Source organism: Frankia sp. AgB32, from assembly GCF_023243045.1.
GTDB lineage: Bacteria > Actinomycetota > Actinomycetes > Frankiales > Frankiaceae > Frankia.
Genome location: NZ_JALKFX010000116.1, coordinates 1 through 26906, shown reverse-complemented (window position 1 = coordinate 26906; position 26906 = coordinate 1). Strand labels below are relative to the sequence as shown.

31 protein-coding genes and 1 pseudogene are annotated in these 26906 nt (G+C 72.1%); 20 read left to right on the top strand and 12 right to left on the bottom strand.

Going from position 1 to position 26906, the window contains the following annotated elements:
• On the bottom strand, positions 1–355 hold a 355-nt coding region (locus MXD60_RS25045; RefSeq protein WP_248821889.1), incomplete at its 3' end, for a class I SAM-dependent methyltransferase.
• Positions 356–563: 208 nt separating this feature from the next.
• Between MXD60_RS25045 and MXD60_RS25040 the strand changes: the two genes are divergently transcribed.
• The 3 genes from MXD60_RS25040 to MXD60_RS25030 all read left to right on the top strand — a co-directional run bounded on the left by MXD60_RS25040 (position 564) and on the right by MXD60_RS25030 (position 3285).
• Entirely contained in the window at positions 564–1292 is a 729-nt protein-coding gene (locus tag MXD60_RS25040; protein WP_248821887.1) for a winged helix-turn-helix transcriptional regulator, read from the top strand.
• A 147-nt stretch (positions 1293–1439) separates the two neighbouring features.
• A complete protein-coding gene (locus tag MXD60_RS25035; protein ID WP_248821901.1) occupies positions 1440–2657 on the top strand; it encodes a sensor domain-containing phosphodiesterase in 1218 nt (405 codons plus the stop codon).
• Positions 2658–3027: 370 nt separating this feature from the next.
• Positions 3028–3285, top strand: a complete 258-nt coding sequence (locus tag MXD60_RS25030; RefSeq protein ID WP_248821885.1) for a hypothetical protein — start codon at positions 3028–3030, stop codon at positions 3283–3285.
• A 154-nt stretch (positions 3286–3439) separates the two neighbouring features.
• On the opposite strand, the gene MXD60_RS25025 is transcribed toward MXD60_RS25030, so the two are convergent.
• Together MXD60_RS25025 and MXD60_RS25020 are read right to left on the bottom strand one after the other, a co-directional pair.
• Positions 3440–5995: an FHA domain-containing protein gene (locus MXD60_RS25025; RefSeq protein WP_248821883.1), complete on the bottom strand. Its 2556-nt coding sequence runs from the start codon at positions 5993–5995 to the stop codon at positions 3440–3442.
• A gap of 417 nt (positions 5996–6412) precedes the next feature.
• Positions 6413–7000 carry a TetR/AcrR family transcriptional regulator gene (locus MXD60_RS25020; RefSeq protein ID WP_248821881.1) on the bottom strand — a complete coding sequence of 196 codons (588 nt, stop codon included), beginning with the start codon at positions 6998–7000 and terminating at the stop codon, positions 6413–6415.
• Between the two features lie 108 nt (positions 7001–7108).
• Here MXD60_RS25020 and MXD60_RS25015 point away from each other — a divergent pair, with 108 nt between their 5' ends.
• The gene (locus MXD60_RS25015; protein ID WP_308222600.1) at positions 7109–8098 is read left to right on the top strand and encodes a TIGR03620 family F420-dependent LLM class oxidoreductase; all 990 of its coding nucleotides are present in this window, start codon (positions 7109–7111) and stop codon (positions 8096–8098) included.
• Here MXD60_RS25015 and MXD60_RS25010 read toward each other — a convergent pair.
• Positions 8034–8477 carry an MFS transporter gene (locus MXD60_RS25010; protein ID WP_248821879.1) on the bottom strand — a complete coding sequence of 148 codons (444 nt, stop codon included), beginning with the start codon at positions 8475–8477 and terminating at the stop codon, positions 8034–8036. The genes MXD60_RS25015 and MXD60_RS25010 overlap by 65 nt on opposite strands.
• Here MXD60_RS25010 and MXD60_RS25005 point away from each other — a divergent pair.
• The gene (locus MXD60_RS25005; RefSeq protein WP_248821877.1) at positions 8472–9152 is read left to right on the top strand and encodes a class I SAM-dependent methyltransferase; all 681 of its coding nucleotides are present in this window, start codon (positions 8472–8474) and stop codon (positions 9150–9152) included. The two genes, MXD60_RS25010 and MXD60_RS25005, sit on opposite strands and share 6 nt — an antisense overlap.
• Positions 9153–9173: 21 nt before the next feature.
• On the opposite strand, the gene MXD60_RS25000 is transcribed toward MXD60_RS25005, so the two are convergent.
• The gene (locus tag MXD60_RS25000; RefSeq protein ID WP_248821875.1) at positions 9174–10634 is read right to left on the bottom strand and encodes a S1C family serine protease; all 1461 of its coding nucleotides are present in this window, start codon (positions 10632–10634) and stop codon (positions 9174–9176) included.
• 146 nt (positions 10635–10780) lie between these two features.
• Between MXD60_RS25000 and MXD60_RS24995 the strand changes: the two genes are divergently transcribed.
• Positions 10781–10933: a hypothetical protein gene (locus tag MXD60_RS24995; RefSeq protein ID WP_248821873.1), complete on the top strand. Its 153-nt coding sequence runs from the start codon at positions 10781–10783 to the stop codon at positions 10931–10933.
• 108 nt (positions 10934–11041) lie between these two features.
• The gene (locus MXD60_RS24990) at positions 11042–11956 is read left to right on the top strand and encodes a TIGR03564 family F420-dependent LLM class oxidoreductase (protein ID WP_248821871.1); all 915 of its coding nucleotides are present in this window, start codon (positions 11042–11044) and stop codon (positions 11954–11956) included.
• A 368-nt stretch (positions 11957–12324) separates the two neighbouring features.
• Here MXD60_RS24990 and MXD60_RS24985 read toward each other — a convergent pair whose 3' ends face one another.
• A complete protein-coding gene (locus tag MXD60_RS24985; protein WP_248821897.1) occupies positions 12325–12765 on the bottom strand; it encodes a MarR family winged helix-turn-helix transcriptional regulator in 441 nt (146 codons plus the stop codon).
• Between the two features lie 74 nt (positions 12766–12839).
• On the opposite strand from MXD60_RS24985, the gene MXD60_RS24980 reads away from it, so the two are divergent.
• Positions 12840–13859, top strand: a complete 1020-nt coding sequence (locus tag MXD60_RS24980; protein ID WP_248821869.1) for a CE1 family esterase — start codon at positions 12840–12842, stop codon at positions 13857–13859.
• A 209-nt stretch (positions 13860–14068) separates the two neighbouring features.
• Here the strand turns inward: MXD60_RS24980 and MXD60_RS24975 are convergent, their stop codons facing one another.
• Positions 14069–14536, bottom strand: a complete 468-nt coding sequence (locus MXD60_RS24975; protein WP_248821867.1) for an SRPBCC family protein — start codon at positions 14534–14536, stop codon at positions 14069–14071.
• Between the two features lie 61 nt (positions 14537–14597).
• Here MXD60_RS24975 and MXD60_RS24970 point away from each other — a divergent pair, with 61 nt between their 5' ends.
• Positions 14598–15218 (top strand): SDR family NAD(P)-dependent oxidoreductase, encoded by a 621-nt coding sequence (locus MXD60_RS24970; protein ID WP_248821865.1) that lies wholly within the window; start codon positions 14598–14600, stop codon positions 15216–15218.
• Between the two features lie 22 nt (positions 15219–15240).
• Here the strand turns inward: MXD60_RS24970 and MXD60_RS30515 are convergent.
• The 3 genes and pseudogenes from MXD60_RS30515 to MXD60_RS24955 all read right to left on the bottom strand — a co-directional run.
• Positions 15241–15600 (bottom strand): annotated as a pseudogene (locus tag MXD60_RS30515) (hypothetical protein); the annotation flags it as partial.
• A gap of 138 nt (positions 15601–15738) precedes the next feature.
• Positions 15739–16410, bottom strand: a complete 672-nt coding sequence (locus MXD60_RS24960) for a hypothetical protein (RefSeq protein ID WP_248821863.1) — start codon at positions 16408–16410, stop codon at positions 15739–15741.
• Positions 16407–16895, bottom strand: a complete 489-nt coding sequence (locus tag MXD60_RS24955; RefSeq protein ID WP_308222599.1) for an HxlR-like winged helix-turn-helix transcriptional regulator — start codon at positions 16893–16895, stop codon at positions 16407–16409. The genes MXD60_RS24960 and MXD60_RS24955 overlap by 4 nt, the downstream gene beginning before the upstream one ends.
• A 12-nt stretch (positions 16896–16907) precedes the next feature.
• On the opposite strand from MXD60_RS24955, the gene MXD60_RS24950 reads away from it, so the two are divergent.
• The 8 genes from MXD60_RS24950 to MXD60_RS24915 are packed head-to-tail and all read left to right on the top strand — an operon-like array spanning position 16908 to position 22400.
• Positions 16908–17297: an NAD(P)-dependent oxidoreductase gene (locus tag MXD60_RS24950; RefSeq protein WP_248821861.1), complete on the top strand. Its 390-nt coding sequence runs from the start codon at positions 16908–16910 to the stop codon at positions 17295–17297.
• 46 nt (positions 17298–17343) lie between these two features.
• Entirely contained in the window at positions 17344–17961 is a 618-nt protein-coding gene (locus MXD60_RS24945; RefSeq protein WP_248821859.1) for a TetR/AcrR family transcriptional regulator, read from the top strand.
• Positions 17945–18475: a hypothetical protein gene (locus MXD60_RS24940; protein ID WP_248821857.1), complete on the top strand. Its 531-nt coding sequence runs from the start codon at positions 17945–17947 to the stop codon at positions 18473–18475. Before MXD60_RS24945 ends, MXD60_RS24940 begins: the two co-directional genes overlap by 17 nt.
• Positions 18476–18492: 17 nt before the next feature.
• Complete coding sequence (locus MXD60_RS24935; RefSeq protein ID WP_248821855.1) at positions 18493–18639, top strand: hypothetical protein; 147 nt, start codon at positions 18493–18495, stop codon at positions 18637–18639.
• Positions 18636–18899: a Dyp-type peroxidase domain-containing protein gene (locus tag MXD60_RS24930; protein WP_308222601.1), complete on the top strand. Its 264-nt coding sequence runs from the start codon at positions 18636–18638 to the stop codon at positions 18897–18899. The genes MXD60_RS24935 and MXD60_RS24930 overlap by 4 nt, the downstream gene beginning before the upstream one ends.
• Complete coding sequence (locus MXD60_RS24925) at positions 18896–19420, top strand: PadR family transcriptional regulator (protein WP_248821854.1); 525 nt, start codon at positions 18896–18898, stop codon at positions 19418–19420. Before MXD60_RS24930 ends, MXD60_RS24925 begins: the two co-directional genes overlap by 4 nt.
• Positions 19417–20103, top strand: coding sequence for an ABC transporter ATP-binding protein (locus MXD60_RS24920; RefSeq protein ID WP_248821852.1), 687 nt, complete (start codon positions 19417–19419; stop codon positions 20101–20103). Before MXD60_RS24925 ends, MXD60_RS24920 begins: the two co-directional genes overlap by 4 nt.
• Complete coding sequence (locus MXD60_RS24915; protein ID WP_248821850.1) at positions 20100–22400, top strand: FtsX-like permease family protein; 2301 nt, start codon at positions 20100–20102, stop codon at positions 22398–22400. The genes MXD60_RS24920 and MXD60_RS24915 overlap by 4 nt, the downstream gene beginning before the upstream one ends.
• Before the next feature lie 12 nt (positions 22401–22412).
• Here MXD60_RS24915 and MXD60_RS24910 read toward each other — a convergent pair whose 3' ends face one another.
• Positions 22413–23069, bottom strand: coding sequence for an alpha/beta hydrolase family protein (locus MXD60_RS24910; protein WP_248821847.1), 657 nt, complete (start codon positions 23067–23069; stop codon positions 22413–22415).
• A gap of 200 nt (positions 23070–23269) precedes the next feature.
• Here MXD60_RS24910 and MXD60_RS24905 point away from each other — a divergent pair, with 200 nt between their 5' ends.
• The 3 genes from MXD60_RS24905 to MXD60_RS24895 all read left to right on the top strand — a co-directional run bounded on the left by MXD60_RS24905 (position 23270) and on the right by MXD60_RS24895 (position 24950).
• The gene (locus MXD60_RS24905; protein WP_248821840.1) at positions 23270–23479 is read left to right on the top strand and encodes a hypothetical protein; all 210 of its coding nucleotides are present in this window, start codon (positions 23270–23272) and stop codon (positions 23477–23479) included.
• Positions 23480–23640: 161 nt separating this feature from the next.
• Positions 23641–24348: a metal-dependent hydrolase gene (locus tag MXD60_RS24900; protein WP_248821834.1), complete on the top strand. Its 708-nt coding sequence runs from the start codon at positions 23641–23643 to the stop codon at positions 24346–24348.
• Positions 24349–24545: 197 nt separating this feature from the next.
• Positions 24546–24950 carry a flavodoxin family protein gene (locus MXD60_RS24895; protein WP_248821891.1) on the top strand — a complete coding sequence of 135 codons (405 nt, stop codon included), beginning with the start codon at positions 24546–24548 and terminating at the stop codon, positions 24948–24950.
• Between the two features lie 346 nt (positions 24951–25296).
• Here MXD60_RS24895 and MXD60_RS24890 read toward each other — a convergent pair.
• On the bottom strand, positions 25297–26906 hold a 1610-nt coding region (locus MXD60_RS24890; RefSeq protein ID WP_248821832.1), incomplete at its 5' end, for a protein kinase domain-containing protein.

The window sequence follows — 26906 nt, the reverse complement described above, 5'->3', positions numbered from 1 at the left end:
CCGCGACCGGCAGGTTCTCCGCGTCGCCGTCCTCGAACCGCACCTCGAGCCCTTCCACCGCCGCCCGGTCCCGGGCCCGGGCGAGCAGGTCGGGCACGTAGTCGACACCGACGACGTGCGTGCCGGAGCGGGCCGCGGCGATCGCCGCGTTGCCGGAACCACAGGCCACGTCCAGCACCCGCCAGCCGGGGCGCAGGTCGGCGGCCTCGGCGAGCAGTTCGCTCTGCAGGACGATCCGGGTGGCGATCACCGAGTAGTCGCCGCTGGACCAGGTCTTCTGCTGCTTGTTCTTGACCGCGGCCAGATCGGGCCCGGTGGTCGTCGTCTCGCTGAGGGTCGTTGCACCGTGGGTCATCGCGTGTCTCCTTCGTCGGACCAGCCCACCGCGCCTGGATGGTCGCTCTGCGGGCTGGCGTCGCCCCCCGTCGGGGCCTGGAACGAGCGTCCGTCGACCACCGCCTCGTCAACCAGTCGCGTTTCTGTACCTGTCCTGTCGGCCGACCGTCAGATCCGGTACCAGTTCTGTACTACTCAGCGGCCGCCGGCCGTGGTCCGATGTCGGGATGCCGATCCATTCGGACTACTGCCCCATCGCACTGGGTGTCGAGGTCCTCGGCGACCGTTGGACACCGCTGGTGATCCGGGAACTCATGGTCGGCGCCGAGGGATTCAACGAAATCCACCGCGGCCTCCCGCGGATGAGCCGCACGCTGCTCGCGCAGCGGCTGCGGGCCCTGGAACGCCACGGTCTGATCAGCAGGGCGCCGGCCGAGCGGGGCCGCCCCGGCCGCTACACGCTGACCGAGTCCGGTCGGTCGATCACACCGATCATCTGGGCTCTCGGGCAGTGGGCCGCGGAATGGATCTTCGATGACCCGGAGGACGAGGACTGCGACGGGCTCTCGCTGATCTGGCGGCTGCACCAGAACGCGGTCGCGGAGCGGCTGCCGTTCCAGCGGACCCTCGTGCACATGATCCTCACCGGGCCCGGCGCCGCCGAGGCATGGCTTGACGTCGAGCAGCCCGCGATGACGGTCTGCCGGGACGATCCACGCCAGGACACCCACCTCACCGTCACCGCGAACGCCCGCCAGATGCACCGATGGCTACTCGGCCGCGTGCCGTACCGGGCGCTGCTGGACACCGGCCACGTCGAGGTCCACGGCCCCGCTCCCCTCGCCCGCGCGTTCCCGACCTGGTTCGACACGACGTCCTTCGCCGCGAGCCTGGAGCGCGCCGAGCGCCGCCGGGCGCAGGCGGCCACCGCCACCGCCGCGCCCGCCACCGTCTGACCCGGGCGCCGCGGCGGTGCTGGGCCGCCCCGCCCGGCGATCCGGCGAACATCGACGTCCCGCGACTGGGATGTGCCGGGAGATGGTGGGCAGCCTGTAGTCGGGGGTGAACGTGTCGTGGTTCACAGGGCGTTGCTCGGCCCACGGATGGACGTGGGTGACCCGGACCCCGCGGTGGTCGACCTGCTGGGCATCCTGCGTCGCACCCTGCGGATGGATGTGGCCTGGCTGGGCCGGCTGACCGGCGACCTGCTCGTGCTGCAGGTCCTCGACGGCGACGCGCAGCGGTTCAGCCTGGCCCCCGGCGTCACCGTGCGTGCCGAAAAAGGACTGTACACGCAGATCCTGCGCGGAACCGCCCCCGAGGTGATTCCCGACATCCACGCTGATCCTCGTGTCACGCAGACAGCCGGGTTCCACGAACTGGGGATCCGGTCCTATGCCGCGACGCCGGTCCACGATCACGACGGCTCGCTGTACGGCCTGGTCGGCTGCCTGGGGTCTCGACCTCAGCGTGCACCGTCGCCGGCGGACGGCCCGTTCCTGCGCCTGCTGGCGACGTCGCTGCGCACCTCGATACTCGATCTTCATCGGATGTGGGGCACGCGGGCCCGGCTCTTCCAGACGATCCTCGATCTGATCGACAACGGCGGCCCACGGGTCGTCTTTCAACCCGTCCGGGACCTCGCTGACGGGACGGTCCTGGGCGTCGAGGCGCTTTCGCGGTTTCCGGGCAGCTCCCACGGTCCGCAGTGGTGGTTCGCCGCCGCCCACAACGTGGGTCTCGGCGCCGACCTGGAAAAGGCCGCGATCCGGCAGGCGCTGCGCGCGCTGGGACACCTGCCCCCCGGTGTCCTGCTCGGCGTCAACGCGTCGCCGACGACCATCACCACCGAGCTCGTCGAACTCCTCGTCAACGCCCGGCCCGCCGGTCACCTTGTCATCGAGGTCACCGAGAACGAACAGCTCGGCGACAGCACGCTGGACGGAAATCTCGCCGCGCTGCGCCTGGGCGGGGTGCGCCTGGCCATCGACGATCTCGGGACCGGTTACAGCAGCCTCGAACACGTGATCCGGCTTCACCCCGACTACATCAAGATCGACGCCTCGATCATCCGGAACATCGACGTCGATCCCGTGCGCCGTGCCGTGACGAGCGGCATCGTCAGCATCTCCCGGGAACTCAGCGAGCAGGTCATCGCCGAAGGTGTCGAGACCGCCTCCCAGCTGCGGGCCATCATCCAGGCCGGAATCCCCTACGGCCAGGGCTATCTCCTCGGCCCACCCGCGCCCACCCTCGAGCTGGCCGGCACCCGCCTGCTCGCCGCGCCGCCCGAACCAGCCCGATTCGGCCGGCACCGCTGAGCATCGCGGACCACTGGCGCCGGGATCGGCACAGTAGCGTCAGGGTCCGGCGTGTTTCGTCGGACTCGAACCCGCCGCCGAGTACGGCCTGGACGAGTTCCGCGCGCTCATCGGCCTCTTCAGCAGTGCCCTGAATCGTACGGAGTCGTCGACCCCGCGCGCCCGGGGACCGAATGCCAGCCAAATTCCCGCTTTCACCACTGGCGGAAATTGGCGCGTCGGCATTTCTCCGGGACTATTGGAAACAATACGGCAGGCAGCGACAATACCCCGTCATCCGGCGCCCGGCACGGCTTCGGCGGCACTCCTGGGATAGCGTTTCTCTCGCACCTCCAAACCGCCGGAATGCAATCATGAAAGGGATCGATACATGAGCCAGCAGCAGCAGGAGCAGCAGCGTCGGCAGGTCGAGCAGCAGCTCCGCCAGAACTGGCAGCGGCTTCGCTACCAGATTCTGGACCAGTTCGGTCAGGTCAGCACGTCGGACCTGGATGCCGCTGTCGGGGTCGACGACCTCATCGCGCGGATCGCCGACCGGACGAACCACAGCGAGCGTTACGTCGAGAACCGCCTGCGCGACCTCGCGGGTGTCGGCCCGGTTCAGGGCCAGCCGCTCGGCGCCCGGTAGCCGCCCCTCCCACCACGTGGGCGCGCCCGGCGGAACCGGCACCGGGCGCGCCGGTACGACCATGAAAGAGGGGGTGTCCGGCAGGCGCCGGGCACCCCCTCCTCGCGAGGCGGCCCAGCACAGGACCGGACCCGCCTCCCGTTCGGGCGCCCGCCTACTGCCGGGCCGGACTTCGTTTCCTGGTCTTCTTCGGGTCGAGTCGGCGCAGCAGCAGGGAAATGACGCCGATGTAGGCCACGGTGACCACGATCCCGGCGCCGATGTCGAACGCGTAATGCCTGTTCGAGTGGGTGAACAACGGGTCGGGCTCGGGCGCGCGCGGGTTGATCGGCACGGTCTGACCGGCGACGGGCACGCCGTTGATGGTCTTCGGCCGCGGGACGCCGGCCCGGGTGATCGTGTTGAAGTCGGCGTCGGCGGCCATCGCCGCGAAGCCCCACCTGGCCGGCGAGAGGACCGCGGCCTGTTCCAGCCCCACCTGCCCGCCGATGGGCACGATCCCGGCGGAGAACACCAGCTGGACCATCGTGACGATGACCAGCAGCGGCATCGTCTTGTCGGCGTTGTCCACGGACGCCGAGATCACCAGCCCGATCATGCCGGAGGCGAAGGTCACCAGGAACACCGCGATCATGCATTCCAGGATCGTGTTGCCGAGCGCCAGGTGATCCGGGGGCTGCCGACCGGCCAGCCCGATGATCGTGAACGGCACCACCTGCAACACGGTGATGATGAACAGGACCAGGACCTTCGAGCCGACGTAGGCGGCTCTCGACAGGCCGATCGCGCGTTCCCGCTGGTAGATCGCCCGTTCCTTGACGATCTCCCGCACCGAGTTCGACATGCCCATGAAGCAGGCACACAGCACCATGATCAGGAAGATGGTGGGCGCGTCCGAGTTCGGCGTGAACCTGTCCGGGCTGTCGAGGAAGTTTCCGTTGATCGCCCGTGGGATCGCGCCCAGCACGAACGGGAACGCGATCGCGAGCCGCAGGTAGCCCCGGTCCGACGCGATGACCGCCAGGGTGCGTCTGGTCAGCGTCACCAGCTGGGAGGGCACCGACTGCTGGCGGATGCTCGGCAGCTCCACCGGCGCTGGCCGGGCCGACGGCGCCGTCACCGACGCGGGGACGTAGTGCCGCGACTGGCGGAAACGGGCCGCCGACTCGGTGCCCTCGTTCTCCTGCAGGCGCAGGAACACCCACGGATAGCCCTGCTCGCCGAAGAACGGCAACGCGTCCGCCGGCGGACCGAAGTAGGCGACATGCCCGCCCGGCGCGAGCACCAGGACGTAGTCGCACAGGTCGAGCTGCGCGACCGAGTGGGTCACGACGATGACCGTGCGTCCGTCGTCGGCGAGCTTGCGCAGCGACTGCATGACCTGTAGGTCCATGCCCGGGTCCAGGCCGGAGGTCGGCTCGTCGAGGTAGAGCAGCGTGGGCCGGGTGAGCAGTTCCAGGGCGACCGAGACCCGCTTGCGCTGGCCGCCGGAGAGCCTGGCGACGACGGTGGCCGCGTGCGGGGTGAGGTTCAGCTCGGCGAGGACCTCGTCGATCCGCCGGGCCCGCTCCTTCGCCGTCACGTCCGGTGGGAACCGCAGCTTGGCGCCGAACTCCAGGGCCTTTCGCACGGTCAGCGACGTGTGCAGGATGTCGTCCTGCGGCACGTAGCCGATCCGGCGGCGCAGCTCGTCGTACTCGGTGTAGAGATCACGGCCGGCGTAGCGGACGGCCCCCTCGTCGGCCGGGCGGAAACCGGTCAGCGCGCCCAGCAACGTCGACTTCCCGGCGCCCGACGGGCCGACGACGCCGAGCAGCGCCCGCCCGGGCAGCCGGAACGTCATGTCGTGCAGCAGCTGCTTGTCGCCGACCCGCACGTTGAGATGCTCGGCCTCGAAGCTGACGTCACCGGAGTCGAGGTACTCGACGAGCAGGTCGCCCTCGCGCTGGAACACGTGGTGGCCGATGGCGATGATGTCGCCCTGCCCGACCGGCGCGGTCTGGACGCGGCGGCCGTCGAGGAACGTGCCGTTCGCGGACTCCATGTCGACGAGCTCGACGTCCTGGCCGCGCACGGTCAGCGAGGCGTGATGGCGGGAGGCGAGCAGGTCGGCGATGACGATGTCGTTGCCCCGGGCGCGACCGATCGTCATCGTCCCCTGGCACAGCGGGTAGACCGTGCCGCGCTCGTGCTCGCGGTCCAGCCGCGGGTGCCCGGCGGGCTGCGCCTGGTCGGGATCAGGGCCGTCGTCCTGGCCGTGCTCCTGCTCCCCCTCCTCGTCCTTGTCGCGGGCCGGCGGGATCGCCGGGCCCGGCGTGCGCGGCGGGGCGTAGCCGCTCTGGTGGGGCAGCATGGTCTGCTGGTCCGCGGCCGCGCCGGGAAGGGCGACCGGCAGGGAGGCCAGCGAGGCCGCCTCGGCGAGCAGCACGACCTCGGGGCCGGTCGGCGTGCCGAGCCGGAACCGCGTCTCGCCGTGCACCTCGACCGTGTTCAGCATCCGGCTGCCGCCGAGCCAGGTGCCGTTGGAACTCACATCCCGCACGGCCCAGCCGTGCGCGGTCTCCTCGATCATCAGATGCTGCCGGGAGACTCGGCCATCCGCGATCACGTGGTCCGCGTTGCGGGCCCGGCCGATGATGAACCGCGGCTTGCCCGCGGCCACGCTCACCTGCCCGGCCTCGCTTGTCACCTTCAGTACTGCCGTAGACACGTGTCTCCCCCTCGGGACGAAACGCCGGCCGAACGCCGCCGCCGAGTTCCATCAGCGCATTCGGTCCCATGCTCGTCGCACAGGCCCAGCCCGACGCCGAAGCGGAAAATAACCACTCCTTCTTCCTGAGCCAGTATGTCGCGGCGAACGTGAAGGACGATGACCTGGCGGCCGGCGGCGACACCGACCACCCAAAAGAGCCCCCTCCTCCTGGCACACCCGTGGCCGCGCGCGGCGACCGCACGCCGCCCGCCCATCGCGGTCCCGACACCCGCTTCACGTCAGCCGGCCGGCCCACCCGGGAAAGCAGTCAGGAATGCCGAAACCGACTCGAACCGCCATTCTCACCACCTTTGTTCGCGGTCCCGCGCGGACATCGCGACGATTCTCCGATACGCCTCCGACGACCGGGGGTATTCAGTCGGTGCTGGGCGCGGGTTTCTGGCGGGTGGCATCAAGGGCCAGGGCGAGCAGTCGGTCGGCCTGGCCGCCGTCGTCGTCGCGGGCGGTGGCCAGGGCAATGCCGACGACGAGCTGAAGAAGATCCTCCGGGCGAAGGTCGGCGCGGGCACTGCCGTCGCGCCGTGCACGGTCGAGCAGGTCAGTCGCGGTCGCCGTGATCGCCTGGTGGCAGTCCGCCACCGACGCCTCGGGACCCTCGGCCATGAAGGCCCCGGCGAGGCCCTGGTTGATCCGCGCATGGTCGAGGAACAGCCGAAGCCAGGCCGCGAGCGCGTCGTCCGCCGACGCGGTGGCCGACAGTTCGCCCGCCCGTTGACACAGCCTTTCGATCCGGTCGGCGAGAACGGCCCGCAGTAGCGCGGCGCGGGTCGGGAAGTGTCGATAGAGGGTGCCCTGCCCGACTCCGGCCCGGCGGGCGATCTCCACGAGGGAGGCGTCGGGGCCGGCCTCGTCGAACGCCTCGCGCGCCATCGCGAGCAGGCGTTCCCGGTTGCGCCGGGCATCCGTGCGTGGGCCCCGCTGCGGGGGATCCCGCTCGACCATCGGACTCCTCGCCTCCTTCCGCCGCCTCCTCCCGTGGACAACCGGACAGGCTGTCCGTATCGTAGCCGAGGCAAACCGGACAGGGTGTCCGGATAAGACGGGAGAGCAGTGACACAGGACGCGCAGGACGATCTCGACCAGGTCGGCATCTGGACGATGGCCCTCGACGCGCACCCGGCCGGCCGGGTGCGCGAGGCCGCCGCGGAGATCGAGGAGCTGGGCTACGGCGCCCTCTGGTACGGCGAGGCCTTCGGCCGCGACACGGTGAGCCAGGCCTGGCTGCTGCTGTCGGCCACCCAGCGCCTCACCGTCGCCTCCGCCATCGCCAACATCACGTTCCGCGACCCGGTCGCCATGGCGACCGCCACCCGCGCGCTCGGCGAGGCACATCCCGGCCGCTACCTGCTCGGCCTGGGCGGGCACCGGGTCGACGACACCCTCCACCAGCTCGACGGCTACCCGATGCCGGCCGTGGGCCGGGCGGTCTCGTCGATGACCGCCTATCTCGCGGCCATGGACGCGGTGCCCGTCCACAGCCTGCCGGCGCAGCCGGCGCCACGGCGGGTCCTCGCCGCGCTCGGCCCGCGCATGCTGGCGCTGGCCGCCGAACGGACCTGGGGCGCCCATCCCTACTTCGTGCCCGTCGACCACACCCGGCAGGCACGCAGGATCATGGGTTCGGCGGCGTTCCTGGCCGTCGAGCAGGCCGTGGTGCTCGACACCGACGCCGACCGGGCCCGCGATCTCGCCACCGCCCACGTCGCCGGCTACGTCGCCATGGCGGCGCACCACGAGGCCAACGTGCGCCGGCTCGGCTTCGACGACGCCGACCTCGTCGGCGGGCCGAGCCGCCGCCTCGTGGACGCGATCGTCGCCCACGGCGACGTCGAGGTCATCCGCGACCGGGTGCGCGAGCATCTCGACGCCGGGGCGAACCACGTCTGCGTCCAGGTCCTCACCGCCGACCCGACCGCGCTGCCGGATCGCGAGTGGCGCGAGCTGGCCCCGGCCCTGGTCCAGCGAACTCCGGCGCTCACCTGGCCGGCTCCGGGCGAACCGCGAGGCAGCCGATCCCGGCGACCAGCAGCGGGCCGGTGACCAGGCCGGTGACCAGGAGGCCGGCGGTCGGCGACACGAAGGTCCACAGCGCGCCCGCGGTGACCGTCGCGGCGATCCGTCCGACGCTCTGGATCGCCGCCAGCACACCGAAGGCGATCCTGCGGGCGTCGCGCGAGGCAAGCTGGCCCACGCCGGCGTACTCGACGGCGCCGGCGGCCGCGCCGGCGAGGACGAACAGGAGTGCCTCCAGACCCGGCTCGTGCCGGCCGATGAGCGCGAAGCCCACGTGGGCGACGCACAGCAGCGACGCGCCCCGGCCGAGGACGACGCGCTCTTCGTCCAGGCCCCGCAGATGTTTGCCACTTTGGCAAACGGATTCGGGAGACCGGACGGCGAGGGTGACGATGGACCGGTGCATGACGACATCGCGGCAGGACCGCCCACATCCGACGTTCTCTCCGCCGCCGACGGCTACATCGGCGACCCGGCCGTGCGGGCCAGGTGGGATGGGCGGTACGGCGAGCGGGAACGGCTGTGGAGCGGCCAGCCCAACGGCGCGCTCGTCGCCGAGGTCGCCGGACTGACGCCCGGGCGGGCGTTGGACGTCGGCAGCGGTGAGGGCGCGGACGCCGTCTGGCTCGCGCGCGGCGGCTGGGACGTGACCGGCCTCGAGGTCTCGGGCGTCGCCCTGGAACGGGCCGCCGGGCATGCGCACGACGCCGGTGTCACCGTCCGCTGGGTGCACGCCGGCCTGGTGGAGGCGGCGTTCCCGGCCGGCTCCTTCGATCTGGTCTGCGCGCTGTACCCGGCCCTGCTGCGCACCCCCGACGCGGCGGCGGAGCGGGCGCTGCTCGGGGCGGTCGCACCCGGCGGGGTCCTGCTCGTCGTGCACCACGCCGGGATGGACACCCAACCCGTGCACGACGACGGCTTCGACCCGGCCGACTACGTCTGGCCCACGATGGTCGCCGCGCTTCTCACCGACGGCTGGACTGTGGACGTGCACGAGCAGCGGGCGCGCGTCGCACCCGACGGCGGCGCCGGCGCGCACCACGCCGACGACGTGGTCCTGCGTGCACGCCGGCTGCCCTGAGCGGCTCCTCACACGGCCCGGTCAGGCCGGCGGCCCGGTCCCGAGGTCGACCGTTGCCGTCCGGGACCGACCGGACGTGTCCACCCAGCCGAGCTGTGCCTTGTCGCCCGGGTGATGGGTCACCATCAGCGTGCTCAGGGCCGTGGCGGAATCCACGGCGTGACCATCCAGCGAGGTGATCACGTCCCCGGCCACCACGCCGGCCTGCTGGGCCGAGGTCCCGTCGACCACTGCGCTGACCGCCGCTGCGGAGGTGGTCGACCCGGCGCCGACGCCGACGCCGCCACGGCCGCCGCCCTGGCTGTCGGACGAGGAGATCATCACGCCGAGGAAGGCCGCCGGGCCGACGTGGATCACGTCGCTGCCCTGCCCGGCCTCGATCTGCCTTGCGGTGGCGAGCGCCTGGTTGATCGGGATGGCGAAGCCCTGGTTGCCCGCGGACTGGGCCGACGGCGTCATCGCGAAGCCCGCCGACGCGGCGGTGTTCATGCCGATCACCTTGCCGCTGTCGTTGACGAGGGCCCCGCCGGAGTCACCGGCCTCGACGTCGGCGTTGACCTCGATGAGCCCGGAGAGCTGTTCGGCGGTGCCGTCCAGGTCGTCGTTGGCGGTGATGGACTGGTCGAGCGTGGTGATCGACCCGCCGGCGCTGGTGGGGGTGCCACCGGTTCCGCCGGCGTTGCCGATCGCGACCACGGACTGGCCGACGGCGGCCGTCGTCGAGTCACCGAGGGTGGCTGCGGTCAGGCCGGAGGCGTCCTTGAGCTGCAAAACGGCGATGTCGTGGGTCGAGTCGTAGCCGACGACGCTCGCGCTGTAGGTCTTCCCGTTGCCGACATCCGTCGCGCTGATCGTGGTGGCGCCATCGATGACGTGGTTGTTGGTCAGGACCTCGCCGGAGGAGGTCAGCACGATGCCGGAGCCGGCGCCCTGGGAGCTCTGGTAGCTGAACGTCGCGGTGATGTCGACCAGCGCGGGGGCCGCCCTGGCGGCGATGGCGGAGACGTCGCTCGGCGCGCCGCTGCCCTCCGTGCCGGATCCGCCCGAGCTGCCGTCCGAGGTGCCGCCCTGGTCGAGCGGCGACTGGCCGGACGACCCGAGACCGCCGCCCTGGCCCAGACCGAAGGGCAGGCCGCCGGAGGTGCCGCCACCGGAACCCAGCCCGCCGCGCAGCCCGGAGACGCCGGAGACGGCGCTCGTCGAGCCCGACGGCGTCCAGACCTCGTGCCCGATCCCGGCGCCGGCGCCGGCCGCGCCGAGCAGAAGGGCCGCGAGCAGCAGCGGCGGCACGCGCCGCCGCCTGGGCGGCGGTACGGGCAGTGCGAGCGGCTGCGGCGCGGCCCAGCCGGGGCCCGGCCAGGGTTGCCAGGCCGCGCCGCCGGGCTGGGTGAGGGGCGCCGGTGGCCACGGCTGGCCCGCAGGGCGCGCCCACACCGGGTGCTGCGCCGGTTCGTCACGCCTCTGCTGTGCGTCCTCACTCATGGCGTCTCCCGCTCCTCTGGTCAGCCTTCGCTGCCACCACGAGCATCAGTCCGGCGGCTTACGAGCCCGCTTGCGCTCCCTGAAAATCACCTGGGCATTTCCCGCCGGGTTCCGTGGGCGATGCCGCGCGGCGGCCAGCCGGGACCGTGGGGCGTGGTCGCTGGCGGCTCCGACGGGTCGCGGACGGTCCCACCTGGAGCTACGGCTTCGACCCGCAGACCGGTGGCGCGCCGTTCGGCTCCCTGAACCGCCGGGACGCCGTCCTGCTGATGAGCAGCGCCGCGGACATGAAGGACTGATTCGACATTCCTCTGGGAGCACGGCCGCGCCGGATCGGGTAAGCATGCTGTTGTCGGCGTCATGTCGGCCAGCCGAGCCGACGAGGGCCCGCGACGGACGGAGCACGCATGCGTATCGGGATCACGCTGCCGGACACCCGGGGGCCGCAGGCGCTGGGGCGGGTGCGCGACACCCTCGCCCGGGCGGCGGACGACGGGCTGCACTCCGCATGGCTGTCGAACATCTTCGGTCTGGACGCGCTGACCGCGCTGGCGGTCGCCGGCAGCCAGGTCCCCGGCATCGAGGTCGGCACCGCGGTCGTGCCGACCTATCCGCGCCACCCCGTGGCACTCGCCCAGCAGGCGCTGACCACCGCGCTCGCCGTCGGCGGCCGACTCACCCTGGGTATCGGCCTGTCGCACCAGTGGGTCATCGAGGGCATGTTCGGCTACAGCTTCGACCGGCCGCTGCGGCACTTCGACGAGTATCTGGACGTACTGCTGCCGCTGCTCGACGGCCAGCCGGTCGACGTGTTGGGTGAGACGGTGCGCGCCGCGGCGGCGCTGACCACGCCGTGGACGGGGCGGGTCCCGGTGCTGGCCGCCGCGCTCGGGCCGAAGATGCTGCGCCTCGCCGGCGAGCGGGTCGACGGCACCGTGCTGTGGATGACCGGGCCACGCACGGTCCGCGGGCACGTCGTGCCGACGATCCAGGGCGCGGCGTCGGCCGCTGGTCGGCCGCCGGCCCGGGTGGTGGCGATGCTGCCGGTGGCCGTCACCGACGATCCGGCCGCCGCGCGGGCGCAGGCCGCCGCGGAGTTCAAGGTCTATGGCACGTTGCCGTCCTACCGGGCGATGCTGGACCGGGAGGGCGTCGCCGGACCGGCCGACGTGGCGGTGATCGGTGGGGAGGACGCGGTGCGTGCCAGGTTCGCCGAGTTCGCCGACGCCGGTGTCACCGATCTCGTCGCCGGCGAGTTCCACGGCCCGGCGGCCGCCCGCACCCGTGCCCTGCTGCGCGAGGCGGCCCGCGCGGGCGCCTGACGCCGGCCCGATCCCCCACGACGGAATTTCCGTGCGCGCTGAGCAGCCCCAGGTTGGTTTCATCGGTCTGGGCCACCAGGGTCGACCGGTGGCGACCGTATCCGGCGTGGTCTTCGACATGTTCGACATGGCCGGCGAGCTGGGCCTCGACGCCGCGGCGCTCGCCGAGGTCGTCGCGAACGGCAGCGGCGCGTGCTGTTCGCTCAACGTCTACCGGGCCGTCGGCGACGCGCGGACGCTGCACAAGGACGTCGACCTGCTCGGCACGGTCACGGCGGATCAGCCGGTCGCCGACCCGAGCCTGCCCGGCGTCGCCGCGGCCACGATCCGCCAGATGGTCCGGCGCCGGACCATCTGGCGGACGGCTCCTACTCGACGGGGACGTCGCAGAGCAGGCTCAGGACGAGGGCGCGCAGCTCGTCCAGCCGATCGGCGCCGAGGCGCCGCGCCCACTGCTGTTCCACGGCCACGGCGGTGCGGCGCATCGTCCGCAGTGCGGCGAGTCCGCGTGGGGTGAGTTCGACGACGCGGGCCCGGCCGTCGGTCGGGTCGACGGAGCGGACCACGTAGGCGCCCTTCTCCAGGGTGGTGACGACCTGCGCCACGGCCTGGCGGGTCACGCCGAGGTGGTCGGCGAGTTCCGAGACCCGCCGACCGCCGGCCAGCAGCGGGACGAGCAGCTGCGCGTGGCCGGGGCGCAGGCCGGTCAGCCCGGCTTCGGCGAACCCGGCCGACACCCGCGCGGCCTGGGCGCGGGCCAGTGCCTGCACCAGCGCAGGTGTGGTCTGCGCGCCCAGCGGCCGGGACATGTCTCCCACCCGTCGTATCCTGCCATTGCAGATAGGCAAGTGCCTTGCCTATCATGCGGACCATGACGCGGACCATGACGACGAACAGCGGCCCACCTCGGCGGCGGCGCCGCCCACCAGCGCTGTTCGCTCTCGTGGCCGCCGTCGCGCTCACCACCGGCCTGGCCGCCTGCGGGCCGGCGGATCGAGCGGCCGGAGGGTCCGGATCGATGCCGTCCACCCAGGCCACGAGCACGGCCGCGGTCGCGGCGGGGCCTGGCGCCGTCCCGGTCGGCAGGTCCAGCCAGACGCTCGTCAGCGACGGAGTGTCGCGGATGATCCATCTCTACCGGCCGGCCGGGCTCACCGAACCGGCACCGCTCGTCGTCATGCTGCACGGCGGGTACGGCAGCGGCACCCAGGCCGAGCAGACGTACCACTGGGACGCCGCCGCCGACGCCGGCCACTTCCTGGTCGCGTTGCCCGACGGAAGCGACCGGTCCTGGAACGCCGGCGGCGGCTGCTGCGGCCCGGCGGCCCGCTCGGGCGTCGACGACGTCGCCTTCCTGACGCGGGCCGTCGCGTCCCTGGGCCACCAGATCCGCCTCGACCCGCACCGGATCTTCCTCTCCGGCGTCTCCAACGGCGGCGCGATGGCCTACCGGATGGCCTGCGAAACGGACCTGTTCGCCGCGGTCGGCGTGGACTCCACCACCATGCTGGTCGACTGCGCAGGGGCGACGCCGGCCTCGGTGCTGCACATCCACGGCACCGACGATCCGACCATCCGCTACGACGGCGGACCCGGAAAGCCCTACAGCCCGAACAGCACGCCCATCGACGGTCCGCCCGTGCCCGCCGTCAACGAGACCTGGCGCGGCATCGACCGCTGCGCGGCACCGGCGATCACCACCAGGGCCTCGGTGACGACGTCCACGGCAGCCTGCCCGGCCGGCCGCACCGTCCAGTTGGTCACGATCGCCGGGGCCGGCCACCAGTGGCCCGGGGCGACGCCGAGCCGCGCCGCCCAGCTCCTCGGCGCCGACACCCCGTCGACGGCGCTGGACGCCACCAGCACCATCTGGCGGTTCTTCGCCGCGCATCCGTCCCGGTGACCTGCTAGTTCGTCTCGTGGCTGGCCAGGGTCGCGAGGTGGTCGCGCAGCCCGACACCCCATCTCGACCGTGAACGCGTTGAGCGCGTCCGGCCGGTCGAGCGTGACCGTGAGAATCCCATCGCTGACCTCGTGCCGAAGGATCGTGAGGTCCACGAGCCGACCTCGTCTCACCGGGCGGCGACGACCAGGCCCGGCGGTGGCTGCGCGCTACTCGACGGTGCGGGCGAGGATGCCGAGGGTGGCGCGCAGGCCGGCCTCGGGGATGACGGGGAAGACGCCCTTGCCGCGGTAGTCCTCGTGGATCTGCGACCAGTCGTAGTACGAGATCACCCGTGTGCCACCGTCATTCGGCTCCAGGCGGTAGCCGTAGAGGTGCCGCAGCGGCTCGGCGCTGACCCGGCTGCGGATCGTCCATTCGAGGAGCGCGTCCGGCTCGTACTTCGTGATGATCACGGTGACGTCGTACTTGCCGAGCGGATAGTCGTTGAGCGACTCGCGGTCCATGTGGACGACGAACGTGTCGTCGACCGCGGCCACCAGCTCGCCCTCGGCGGACTGCAGCATCCCGGAGCTGTCGATCTTCACGTGCCCGGCGGGATCACGCAGCACGGCGAACACCGCCGACGGTGACGCCGCGATCTGCCGGGAGACCTCGAACCGTTCCACGTCCGTCATGAACCCACCCTGTCACGGCGCCAAGTCGCACGCCAGCACAGACGCATCCTTGGGGATTGAAGTGCTGCATAGCGAGAACGGACGCCGCACGGGAGCTGGCGGCCGGCGGTCACGACATGAGCGGTACGGCCAGGTCGACATCCTCTTCCTCAACGCGGGCGTCGCCGGCGGCGGCAACCCGCTGGACGACGAGATCACGGACTGGCACCGCATCTACGACATCAACTTCTTCGGCGTCGTCGACGGCATCAAGGCGTTCGCGCCCCGCATGATCGCCCAGGGCACTCCCGGCCACATCCTGGGAACGTCGTCGGGCTCCGGCGTGGTCGGCGCCATGTACCAGACGCCGGCGTACTCGTCGTCCAAGTCGGCCGTCTGCACGCTGATGGAATGTCTGCACGGCCAGCTACGCGACCGCGAGTCGCTCATCCGGGCGCACCTCGTGCTCCCGCCGCTCACCCGGACGAACCTGGCCGGCGACCCCGAGACGATGAGCTTCGTGCAGAAGGGCCTGGAGGCGGGCGGCGCGAAAGCCGTCCTCGCCGAACCAGAGGGCGTCGCGACCACCGCGCTGGAGGCCATCCGCAGCGACAGCTTCTGGGCCCATCACGCCCGGTTGACGGGCAGAGCCGCGAGTCAGGCTGGCCGGCGCCGGCGCACAGGCTCGCGACCCCGCGCATGAGTTCGTGGGCGCCGAAGTCGGGGCGGATCTCGCCGGCGCCGGCCGCGGCGTCGAGCAGGCGGGCGAGCACGGGTACGAGCCGTTCGAGGAAGTAGCTGTGCAGCGGGTCGTGGCAGGGGTCGTCGGACTGGAGCACGGCGGCGAGTCCGCGCTTGGTCACCAGGAAGTCGACGAACAGGTCGATCCAGCGACCGAGCGCGGTGTGCGCGGTCGCGCTGTTCGCGAGCAGGGCGGGCCCGACCTGGGCGAGCCCCTCGACCCGGTGCCGGTGGACAGGCCGCGGACGCATCGGGTCCGCGTCGTCGGCGCCGGGACGGACCACGGCGAGCAGGCGGCGCAGCTCGGCCAGCGCGTCGCGGCCGGTGGTCTCGATCGAGCGCAGCGCCTGGCGGGCCTGGTCGGGATGGGTGTCGAAGACGTCGTCCGCGGCCGCCGCCGCATGATGATCACCGAGACGCTGTACGCGACGACGTCGTGGATCTCCCGGGCGACGCGGCTGCGCTCCTCGGCGACGAACGCGCTAGGGCGTTCCGGCCGGCGCTGCCGGGGCAGGCGGTGGCTGCGGAGGGGCCGGCGATCTCGCGATCAGCGCCGCTTCGATGTCAGGTAGCCAGAACGCCACTTCGAGGGTTTTCAGCGCCGCCCACCGGGACAGCTCGTGCCCGGCCCGCGTCGCGCCAACGAAGCCTGCGAGAAAGGCGCCCACGCAGAACCCCGCCAGACCCCGTTCATGGCCGACGACCAGTTCGACGACGGCGACGCCCGCCGACAGGAGGAAAGCCAGCCCGGCGTTGCGCAGCGCTATCCCGCTGGCCCGGTGCCGGCTTATCTCCACCGCCGAGTCAGGTGCCTTGACCTCGATGGCGGCGAAGACGACCGCCCGGTCGACCCGGACGAACGCCATCGACTCGGCGGCGGGAAAGCGGTCGAGAAACTCCCGGGAAGCGCTGCCCCCTGGGTTCAGCCACCGCGGCATCCGCCGCCCCAGGAACCGGCGCGGGGCGTACGTCAGATGGCCAAGCAGGTAGCTGGCGACGACCCCGCCCGCGATCAGCACCGTGGAGTTGAGGTCGCCCACCTGCCCGAGATCGATCCACGACTCCCGGTCCAGCACATACAGCAGCAGCGCCAGGTACAACGAGCCCGGAACGGTGTAGGCGAAGATGTCGAAGACACCGAGACTGAGATTCACGCTCTCCTCTGTCCGGTCGGTCCGGCCGGTCGTGTCCCACCCGACTGCGACCGAGTCGCGATGCCAGTGTGGTCGTTGGTAGCACGCGCCGGGTGGCGGCGTCGGTCGTCGTGGCGGCGGCGGGCGGCCAGCAGGTCGTCGAGGTTGTCCCGGGCCCAGCTCCGAGCCGCCTCGACGAGATTCAGCAGCGTCCGGCCGAGGGCGGTCAGCTCGCATTCCACCCGGGGCGGGTTCTCGTCGAACACGGTTCGGTTCACCAGGCCGTCGCGTTCCATCGCGCGAAGGGTCTCGGTGAGGACCTTCGCGCTCACCGCAGCGAGGATCTGCCGGAGTTCGGTGAACCGCCGCGGCCGGGTTTCCAGGCACAGGACGACCATCGCGGTCCACCTGTCACCGATCCGCACCGGGAAGGTGCTCATCGGGCAGGCCGGGTCGAAACGCGGAGCGTCGGCGGCGATCTCCATTCCGCCACGGTAGCCGGTCACGTTATCGCTGGGGTGGCCGGCGCCGCGCGGACATCACCGGTCACCAGGCTGATCACGATCGGGCTGTTCGCCAACCTGACCATGGCCGACGGACGCAGGGTGATGGACGACCCCGACGTCTTTGCGCCGGGCCTGCTGCCGTTCGCGCGGGCGCACGCCCGCGAGCTGCCGGCGCCGGGCCGCCTCGCGTCCGCCCTCGACTGGCTGGTCATCACCCCACCGGCCGGGCTTGAGGCCGATGACACCGCTCGCGCGGCGGGCCACGTACTCGTCGAGCCGCCGTTCGACCAGCGCCTGTTCACCGGCACGCTCGGATACGACCAGCTCGCGCGGGCCATCGCGGACGAGGCCGAACACCCGGCGCTGCACCGGACGCAGGTGGCGGTCCTGCCCGCACCGTAGATCGCGGACCATTTACGGAAACGCTGGTTCCGTATATAAAGGGATCATGTCGGGCGTGCGGGGCAGGCCGCGGGAGGGTGCGATCGACGCGCGGCTCCTCGACGCGGTGCGCACCCTGCTCGCCTCCAGCGACTACGCCGAGGTCACGATCGCGCGGATCAGCGAGACCGCCGGCGTCGGCCGGGCCGCGATCTACCGGCGCTGGTCCACCAGGCCGGAACTCGTGTTCGCCGCGGTCGTGCACGGCGCGGAACTCGACGTCGGCCGGTTCGACCGGGGCGATCTGCGCGCCGATGTGCACGCCCTCGTCGAACACGTCGTCGCCCTGCTCAGCGCACCGGTCGTCCGCAACGCGCTACCCGGACTGCTCGCGGAACTGCAGGCCGAACCGGTGCTCCGACACGGATTCCACGCCCGGTTCATCACCGCCGAACTCGAGGTGGTCGCGGGAATTCTCGCCCGCGCCCGGTCCCGCGGTGAGCTGCGGCCGGTCCATCCGATCGGGACCGACGAGGTCCACGCTCACCTGGTCGGAATGGCCTGGGCGGAGATCTTTCTCGTCGCGGGCAACACGGACGACGCCAGCACCGTCGTCGACCGGATTTCCAGATCGGTCCTGTCCACCCTCATCACCACCGGAGCGGACAATGCCCACTCTTCTTGAAACGACGATGCCGGTCTACCACTTCAGTGAACGGCACTCCCGGGTCCTCTCGGCCGACCCGGACCGGGTGTGGGACGTCCTGACCAGCCTGGCCCTCGACCAGCTCACCATCACGAAGCCCCTGATGGCCCTTCGGCATCTCGGCCACGGCAATGCCGTCGACTCCAGGCCGTTGTTCACGGATGGCCCAGTCAGCATTGTCTCGCTCCAGGCACCGGACTACGCCCTTGGCGCGGCAATCGCGCGACCGTGGCAACGTGCGCCGAACCGCGTCGAGGTGTCCTCCGTCGACGATTTCGCCGCCTACGACGAACCCGGCTGGGTCAAGTACCTGACCGACTTCCACCTCCGCGTCGACACCGCCGGCACGGTCCTCAGCACCGAAACCCGCGGATACTCGACCGATCAGATCACCCGCCGCAGGTTCGCCCTCTACTGGGCTGCCATCCGGGCCGGCAGCAGCCTGATCCGCCGGGACATCCTGGCGACCGTCGACCGCCTCAGCCAGCGGTAACCGACGCCACTGGCTGCGTGACCCAGCAGCCGATCGCGGAGTCGTTCGGGGACCTGGACCCGCTCGTCGACCTGCGCGTCGACGATGTCACGCCGGACACCCCGTTCGTCGGGTCCCACGCCCTTTCTCCTTCACCGACGGCACCGACGATCTCGGCCGGCTGAACGCCGGGCTGTTCTTCCTCGCCTACCAGCGCGATCCGCGCCGCCAGTTCGTCACCATCCGGCGCTCGCTGGCCGGCAAGGCCGACGACGCGCTCAACGAGTACATCCAGCACGTCGGCAGCGGCCTGTTCGCCTGCCCGCCCGGCGCGGCGCCGGGCGAGTACCGGGGGCAGCGCCTACTCGCCCAGCAACCCCCGCACCAGCGGGCCCACCGGGTATCTACACGCGAGGTATACACGCGGGTTATAGTGACCTTGTGAGTATCCCTCTGACCCTGCTGGGTCTGCTGGAACGCGAGGCGAGCCACGGCTACGACCTCAAACGGGAGTACGACTCCCTGTTCGGGCGCGGCAAGCCGCTGCCGTACGGCCAGGTGTACTCGACGCTCGCCCGCCTGGCCCGCGACGGCAAGATCATCGCCGGGGAGGCCGAGCCCGGCGCCGGGCCGGAACGCCGGCGCTACGTCATCACCGAGGCGGGCGCCACCGAGTTCGAGACGTGGCTCACCGAGGCGGTGCCGCCCGAGCCGCACCTGCAGACGACGCTGTTCACCAAGGTCGTGCTGGCCCTGATGCTCGGCCGGGACGCGCACGCCTACCTTGACACCCAGCGCCTGGCCCACCTGCGCCGCATGCGCGAACTCACCGACCTGCGCCGCGGCGGGGAGATCGTCGACGTCCTGCTCGCCGACCACGGGCTGTTCCACCTCGAGGCGGATCTGCGCTGGATCGAGGCGACGTCGGGGCGCCTGGACCAGCTCGCCGAGAAGGTGCGCGCGTGAGCGCCCTGATCGAGGCCCGCGATGTCACGCTGGCCTTCGGCGGGAACCCGGCCCTGCGCGGCGCGTCCCTCGCCGTCGACGCCGGCGACATCTTGTCGATCATGGGGCCGAGCGGGTCCGGCAAGTCCACGCTGCTGCACTGCCTGGGCGGCATCCTCGTGCCCGACGCGGGCGAGGTGTGGCTCGACGGCCGGCGCATCGACACCCTCGACGAGCAGCGGCGCAGCGCGCTGCGCCGCGACGCGTTCGGCTTCGTCTTCCAGTTCGGCCAGCTCGTCCCGGAGCTCACCGCCGAGGAGAACGTGGCCCTGCCGTTGCTGCTCGGCGGGACCCGTCGGGCGGCGGCGCTCACCGAGGCGCGGTCGTGGTTCGGCCGGCTCGGCCTCGACGGTCTGCAGCGGCGCCGATCCGGTGAGCTCTCGGGCGGTCAGGCGCAGCGGGTCGCGCTCGCCCGCGGGCTGGTGTCCCGGCCCAGGGTGCTCTTCGCCGACGAGCCGACCGGCGCGCTCGACTCGCTGACCGGCGAGCAGGTCATGAACCTCCTGGTCGACGCGGCCCGCGCCCAGGGCACCACGGTCGTCATCGTCACCCACGAACCGCGGGTCGCCGCCTACGCCGACCGGCAGGTGATCGTCCGGGATGGCCAGACGAGCCCGCTCACCGTCGAGCGGGTCGGATCGTGATCGCGCTCGCGCTGCGCCTCGCGGTCAGCGGCGGGCGGGCCGCCGTCGGCCGGCTGGTCCTCATCGCCGCCGCCGTCGCCATCGGCGTCGGGATGCTGCTGTCCACGCTGGCCGGCACGAACGCCGTCGGCCACCAGAACGACCGGCAGATGTGGCTGGCCAGCGGCGCCGAGGGCCGGACCCAGACCGCCGCCGTCGACCCGCTGTGGTGGTGGGCGCACAGCGACTACCACGACGGCCAGCTCCTCGCCGAGGTGGACGTCGCCGCCACCGGCCGCACCTCCCCCGTCCCGCCGGGCCTGGCCAGGCTGCCCGCCGCCGGGGAGTACTACGCCTCGCCGGCCTTCGCCAGGCTGCTGCGGGACACCCCCGCCGACCAGCTCGGCGACCGCATCCCCGGCCGCCTTGCCGGCGTGATCGGCGCGGACGCACTCGCGTCGCCGGACTCGCTCGTCGCGGTCATCGGCCGGACTCCGGCCGAGCTCAAGATCCGGCACGACGCACACACGATCACCACCATCGCCGCCGTGATGCCGCCGCACTGCGGCAACGACTGCCTGGTCACCGGCATCCGCGGCGATGCCCTGACGCTCATGTTCTCGGTGGTCGCCGCCGCGCTGGTCTTCCCCGTCCTGATGTTCATCGGCACGGCGACGCGGCTGTCCGCCGCCACCCGCGAGCAGCGCTACGCCGCGATGCGCCTGGTGGGCGCCACCCCGCGGCAGACAGCGACGATCTCGACGGTGGAGTCCACCCTGGCCGCCGGGGTCGGCACGGCCGTCGGGTTCGGCCTGTTCCTCGCGCTGCGCCCGCTGGTGGCGACCATCCCGTTCACCGGCGCGCGGTTCTTCACCGCGGACCTCACCCTGTCCGCCGCCCAGGTGGCCGCGGTCACCCTCGGCGTCCCGGCGGCGGCGGCGCTGGCGGCCCGCGTCGCGCTGCGCCGGGTCATCATCTCCCCGCTGGGCATCACCCGCCGGGCGACGCCCCGTCCGCCCCGGGCCTGGCGGCTGGCGGTGCTCGCCGCCGGGCTCGGGGAGCTCGCGTTCTTCCTCGACCGCCGGCCGGCGACCTCGAACGGCCAGGCCGCGGCCTATCTCACCGGGTTCCTGCTCATCATGGTCGGCCTGGTGGTCGCCGGGCCGTGGCTGACGATGACCGCCGCCCGGGCGAGCGCGCGCCGGGCGCGGCGGCCGGCGACGCTGATCGCGGCACGCCGGCTCGCGGATGACCCGAACGCCGGTTTCCGCTCGGTCAGCGGGCTGGTCCTCGCCCTGTTCGTGGTCACGGCGACGGTGAGCATCATCGGTACCATCAACACCGACCGCGGCACCCTGGCCGGCGACGTGCGCACCAGAACCGTGGTGCAGGACGGCGAGATGGACGGCGCGCCGCTGACGGGTACCAGCCCCGACCGCCTCGTCGCCCGGATCCGCGCCGTTCCCGGTGCCGGTGGCCTCGCTGTCGTCCACGCGGATCCCGGCCGTGTCGGGACCGCGCGGCCGGAGGTGCGCCGAGGCCCGGGCGGTTCCGGTCCGGGCCCGACGACCCGCGCCGCCGCGGACGATCCCCTGGCCGCGGCGGCCCCGCCCATCCCGGACGGCCTGGTCGTGTGCGCGGACCTGGCCAGGACCGCGGTGCTGGGCCACTGCGCGGCCGGGGCGGCCGTCGCGGCCGTGCCGCTGGGCGCCTTCATCAACCTCACCTCCACGCCCGACCAGGAGTGGCCCGCCGCTCCCATCGGCACGGCCGAGGTCACGAACCTGCCCGTGCAGATGCTCTACGTCACCACCGACGGGTCGACGGCGGCCCTGGAGCGGACCCGCACACTGCTCACCGCCGCCTACCCCGGCCACGAGGCCAGGACGGTCGACGACTGGGCCGCCGACCAGCAGAAGGTCCTGGCTGGCTGGCGGCAGCTGGCGAGCGTCGTGCTGGCGACCACCCTGCCGATCGCCGGCTGCAGTCTCGCGGTCAGCGTCGTCACCGGCCTGTCGGACCGGCGCCGTCCGTTCGCGATGCTGCGACTCGCCGGTGCCCCGCTCCCCATGCTGCGGCGCACGATCGGCATCGAGAGCGCCCTGCCGCTGCTGGCCGCGGCCCTCCTCGCGGTCGGCGCGGGCTTCGCCGCGTCGGCGATGTTCCTCAGGTCGCAGCTCGACTATCGGCTCGTCCCGCCGGGCGCCACCTTCTTCGTGCTCGCCGCCGCCGGCCTGGTTCTCTCGCTCGGCATCATCGCCTCGACCCTGCCGCTGCTCACCCGGATCACCGGCCCGGAGTCCGTCCGCAACGGCTGAGGTGGCTGGGGATCAGTCCCCGGTGGAGTTGAGGAACTGCTGGGTCTCGCGGGCGAGCTGGACGAGGAACCGGTTGCGGTCGAACGCGGGGTCCTCGATCGTGCCGGGCGGCGGGATGCTCATGAAGCTGAAGTGGCCCGCTCCCGGAACGACGGTGACGTCGACCCGGGCGGGTGCCTTCGTCAGGCCGCGGATCTGCTCGACCGGGGTGATCCGGTCGAGCTCTCCCGCGTACACGAGCGTCGGCACCGTCACGGCATCCAGGGCACCCGGAGCCGCGAACCAGCCGACGGCGGGCGCGTACAGCGCCAGCCGGGACACCCTCGGTTCGCGCGACACGTCCATCGGCGTGCCGTCGCTCGACCAGGGGGTCGCCCCGGCCAGGCAGAGGGCGGCCCATCCCCCGATCGAATGGCCGACCGCGGCGACCGGCGGGTCCGCCGCGGCGTGTTCCCGCAGCGCCGCGACCAGGCCGAGCGGACGCGCGAGGAGCTGCGCGGTGGTCGCCTCGGCGGGAATGATCCGCTCGAAGTACGGCGCGACGACCCGGGCGCCGTGCGCCGCCAGGTATTTCAGCAGCGGACGATGACGCTCCGGATCGCCGCCCGCGCCGGCGGCGAACAGCACCACCCGCCGGGCGTCCGGCGCCCCGAGCGTGAGAGCGTCCACCGGCTCCTCCTCAGAACTCTCGTGCTGCGGACCGGCTGCGTGCGGGACGACGAGGGCCAGGCTACGGGATATCGGCTACAGGCCCGGGTTCGGCCTGGACGAGGCCATTCGACCCGATCGAGAACGTCTACGCCTACTACTCGATCGACCGCAAGGATCAACAGGACCACGTCGAACGATTCGCCACTCCCGAGGAGCTGTTGGCCGCCCGAGGCACGCACGAGGGGATTGCCACCTGGGTCGACTCGTTCCGACTCCATGCGGAGTTCGACGAGCGGTTCATCTACTACCCGGCGTCCCGCACGGTGCAGCATCGTCCGGTTGCCACCTCGACCACGATGACCGCGGACGCGGCCCTGGCGACGCTGTCGGGCGGGCCTCTTGCCTGGCTGCGCGAGCAGCTCGGCTGAGACTCGCGGTGCTCGTCCGGCTCGGCGGCGCCGCCATCTTCCTGGTCGTGGCCCGCCCGAAGCGTGCACTCACCCGGACCGGCCGGGTACGCCCGGCGAGGCCGGCGAAAACGTCACGCTAGAGTCCGCCGAATGTCGATCCATGAGGTTTGTCGACGGTGATGGGGCGGACGCATGCGCTGAGCGGCGCCGCGCTCTGGCTTGCCGCCGTGCCCGTGCTGGGCCGGGAGGACTGGCTGGGGAGCTACGCGCTGTCGTTGTCGTCCCATCAGGTGATCGCCGGCGGGGTGGTCGCCGCGGGCGCGGGCCTGCTGCCCGACATCGACCATCCCAACGGCCGGATCGCGCACACCCTTGGCCCGGTCACCCGGACGCTGTGCCGATGGGTGAGCCGGGCCAGCGGCGGCCATCGGCACGCCACCCACTCCCTGCTCTTCGCCGTCGCCATGGGCGTCGCGATGAGCCAGTTGGCGACCCATTTCCGGTATGGCTGGTGGGCGGCGCTGTTCATCCTCGTCGGCTTCGGCCTGCGCGGCCTCGGCCTGGACTTCGAGGGGCACGAGTTCTGGTCGGGCCTGAAGGACTGCGTGACGGCCGGCATCGCCGTCTACCTGATGCACGGCCTGGACATGCGCTTCGTCGCCTACCCGGTGGTCGCGGGCTGCCTCGCGCACCTCATCGGTGACTGCCTGACCCCCCGCGGCTGCCTGCTGCTCTGGCCGGTGAACTGGCGGATGGCGGTCGTCCTGGTCCCCCGCACCGACGGCAGAGCCGAACGCCTGGTGGTGGTGCCCGTACTGGCCATCGCCATCGTCGTTCTGACCATCCACACGCTGGCCGGCGCCTTCCTCTCCCACTGGCTGCACTGACACCTACCCGACCGTGCCCGCCTGACCAGCCCACGACCATCGGGCTGGCCAGGCGGGCGGGCGGCGCACAGCGTGGTCGTGACCTGCCTCGACGGCGGCGACCGGCGCCGTCAGGTAACCTCGGCCCCGCCTGGAAGGGTGTGCCTGTGTCGAAGCTGCTGGTAGTCCATCACACCCCGTCCCCGACCCTGCAGGAGATGCTGGAGGCGGTTCTGTCAGGCGCTCGGGCGGATGACATTGAGGGCGTGGAAGTTGAGGTTCGGCCGGCACTCTCGGCAACTGCCTCGGATGTCCTGGCTGCCGACGGATACATTCTTGGTACTCCAGTCAATATTGGTTACATGTCGGGGGCTTTGAAGCACTTTTTTGATGGTGTGTATTATCCTTGCCTTGAAGCAACCGTCGGTCGGCCGTATGCCCTCTACGTCCACGGAGGCAGCGACACCACGGGCGCCGTGAGATCGGTAGAGACGATCACTACGGGGCTGCGGTGGAAGCGCTTGCGGGAGCCGCTGACGGTGGTGGGAGCGCTCGACGCTTCCACACGCGAAGCGTGTTGGGAGTTGGGTGCGACCGCGGCGGCCAACTTGATGACCGCTTAGAGCGTGTCTCATGCGGTGTGGGAGTTTCTGCCAACAGGTGATTGCGGCGGCGAGAAGAAGGAAACCCAGGGAACTGAGCCCGTTGCGTTCGTAGCGAAGGATCAGCCGGCGGTAGCCGTCACGCCGCGCGGCATGTTCCGTACGCCGATGCGACGTCGGTGCGGGAACCCTTCAGACCCAGCCAGACATTCCGTTAGCGCCAGTCGTAGCGCTGTCGCGGCCGGTCGGCGCCCTGCGGTCTGGCTGGCGTGCACGCTGCCGCCGGTGCCGGCGCGCCCCGGCGGACGAGGCCGAGATCGCTGCTGATCGCAGCTCTACGGAAGTCGACGGGCCTGTCGTCAGCCGGTCATTTCCTGACCGGGGTGGTGCCGGTCAGGCCGAAGTGGGGGCCGCACTGCTCGGTCGTGGCCGGGCTGGCCGCGTTCCAGACGCAGATCCACATCGTGTGTCCGTCGACGGGAATGTAGTTCGTCTTCATGGCGCCCCAGGACGCGGAGAAGGAGTACGCGATCCCGTCGTTGCGGAAGAGCTTGGCGCCGCAGGACTGGCTCAGCGAGGTGTTGAGCACTCCGGCGAAGGAGCCGGCGCCGTTGAAGTCCAGCCACGCCGAACAGCTCGCGTCGTTGGCCACCCAGGAGGTATCGGCCTCGGAGCCCGGGACCTGTGCGCTGTCGTCGCCGCCGTTGATGCCCGCGATGGACGACGCTGTCAGGCTCGGGGCGGCGTTCGCGGGCTGGACGTGCGACGCGGCGGTGCTGGCGGGACCGCCGGCCGGAACCGTCGACGCGACCGGGGACGCGACCGGGTCGCTCGACGTGGCCGGGCCGTTTGACCGGGTCGGGTCGCTCGGCCCCGCTGTCCGCGCTCCCGTCGTGCCTGCGGAGGGCGTCGAGCTGGCCGGCCCGGTGCTCGGCGACGCCGTCGCGGGGGTGCGAGCCGTGGGGTGCCCGGGCGGGTCGTTCCTGATGGACAGGAGCACGGCCCCGGCCACCACCGCCAGCACGAGCGCGACGACGCCGGCGACCCAGGCACCGCGCGAGCGCCGCGGGCTCCTGGCGCGCGGGCCGACGGGCTGATCCGCGGCGGCATCCGCGCCGGACTCGGCCGTCGGCGGCTCCGCATCGCCTGGGACGCCCGGATCGCTCAGGACGGCCGGATCGCCCGGGACGGCCGGGACGAGCGGGACGGCCGGGACGAGCGGGACGGCCGGGACGACCGCGGTGCTCAGGTCCGGCCGCTCGGTCACGGCGCGGACCGCGTCCTCGAGATAGAGCGGCATCTGACCGCGCGCCGTCCAGCCGGCGCCGAACACCGTCGCCGCCGCGGCCGCCAGCTCCAGCGCGAAGGCTGCGGCGTCCGGCGGACGGTCGGCCGGGGACTTGGCCAGGACGTGGAGCACCACGTCGGCCAGCGGAGCTGCCACGCCGTCCATCGGCGGCGGCGGCGCGGTCAGCTGCTGGCTCAGCAGCGTGAAGACGGGCAGCTTCGGGTCGAACGGCAGCCGCCCGGTGAACAGGCTGTAAAGGAGGATTCCGAGCGCATACAGATCGGTCCACGGGCCAAGCTGGCCGCCCTCGATCTGCTCCGGGGCCATGTACGCCGGCGTGCCCGCGACGCCGCTGGTGATCGTCCCCGACTCTCCGAACAGCTTGGCGATGCCGAAGTCGGTGACCTTGAGCGTGCCGTCGCCGGCGAACATGACGTTGTCCGACTTGATGTCGCGGTGCAGCACCTTGTGCCCGTGCGCGTGCTCAAGCGCCGCGGCGACCGCCAGCGCCACCGCGCAGACCCGCTCGGGGCTCATCCCCGTCCGCAGCCGGGTCAAGGTGCCCCCCGCCAGCTTCTCCATCAGGACCAGGCACAGCCCGTCGGCCTCGACGTAGTCGTAGACCCGCACGACGTGTGGATGGTCCAGCTTGGCCAGCACCTGGGCCTCGGCGGCGAAACCAGCCGGGG

Bases quoted from the DNA above. Each gene is read 5' to 3' on its own strand.
- MXD60_RS24980 (WP_248821869.1), top strand. From the start codon at position 12,840: ATGACGACGAACAGCGGCCCACCTCGGCGGCGGCGCCGCCCACCAGCG.
- MXD60_RS24900 (WP_248821834.1), top strand. From the start codon at position 23,641: ATGGGGCGGACGCATGCGCTGAGCGGCGCCGCGCTCTGGCTTGCCGCC.
- MXD60_RS24895 (WP_248821891.1), top strand. From the start codon at position 24,546: ATGCTGGAGGCGGTTCTGTCAGGCGCTCGGGCGGATGACATTGAGGGC.
- MXD60_RS24945 (WP_248821859.1), top strand. From the start codon at position 17,344: ATGTCGGGCGTGCGGGGCAGGCCGCGGGAGGGTGCGATCGACGCGCGG.
- MXD60_RS25035 (WP_248821901.1), top strand. From the start codon at position 1,440: ATGGACGTGGGTGACCCGGACCCCGCGGTGGTCGACCTGCTGGGCATC.
- MXD60_RS25040 (WP_248821887.1), top strand. From the start codon at position 564: ATGCCGATCCATTCGGACTACTGCCCCATCGCACTGGGTGTCGAGGTC.
- MXD60_RS24975 (WP_248821867.1), bottom strand. From the start codon at position 14,536: ATGACGGACGTGGAACGGTTCGAGGTCTCCCGGCAGATCGCGGCGTCA.
- MXD60_RS24985 (WP_248821897.1), bottom strand. From the start codon at position 12,765: ATGTCCCGGCCGCTGGGCGCGCAGACCACACCTGCGCTGGTGCAGGCA.
- MXD60_RS25010 (WP_248821879.1), bottom strand. From the start codon at position 8,477: ATGCACCGGTCCATCGTCACCCTCGCCGTCCGGTCTCCCGAATCCGTT.
- MXD60_RS25030 (WP_248821885.1), top strand. From the start codon at position 3,028: ATGAGCCAGCAGCAGCAGGAGCAGCAGCGTCGGCAGGTCGAGCAGCAG.
- MXD60_RS24990 (WP_248821871.1), top strand. From the start codon at position 11,042: ATGCGTATCGGGATCACGCTGCCGGACACCCGGGGGCCGCAGGCGCTG.
- MXD60_RS24940 (WP_248821857.1), top strand. From the start codon at position 17,945: ATGCCCACTCTTCTTGAAACGACGATGCCGGTCTACCACTTCAGTGAA.
- MXD60_RS25020 (WP_248821881.1), bottom strand. From the start codon at position 7,000: ATGGTCGAGCGGGATCCCCCGCAGCGGGGCCCACGCACGGATGCCCGG.
- MXD60_RS25000 (WP_248821875.1), bottom strand. From the start codon at position 10,634: ATGAGTGAGGACGCACAGCAGAGGCGTGACGAACCGGCGCAGCACCCG.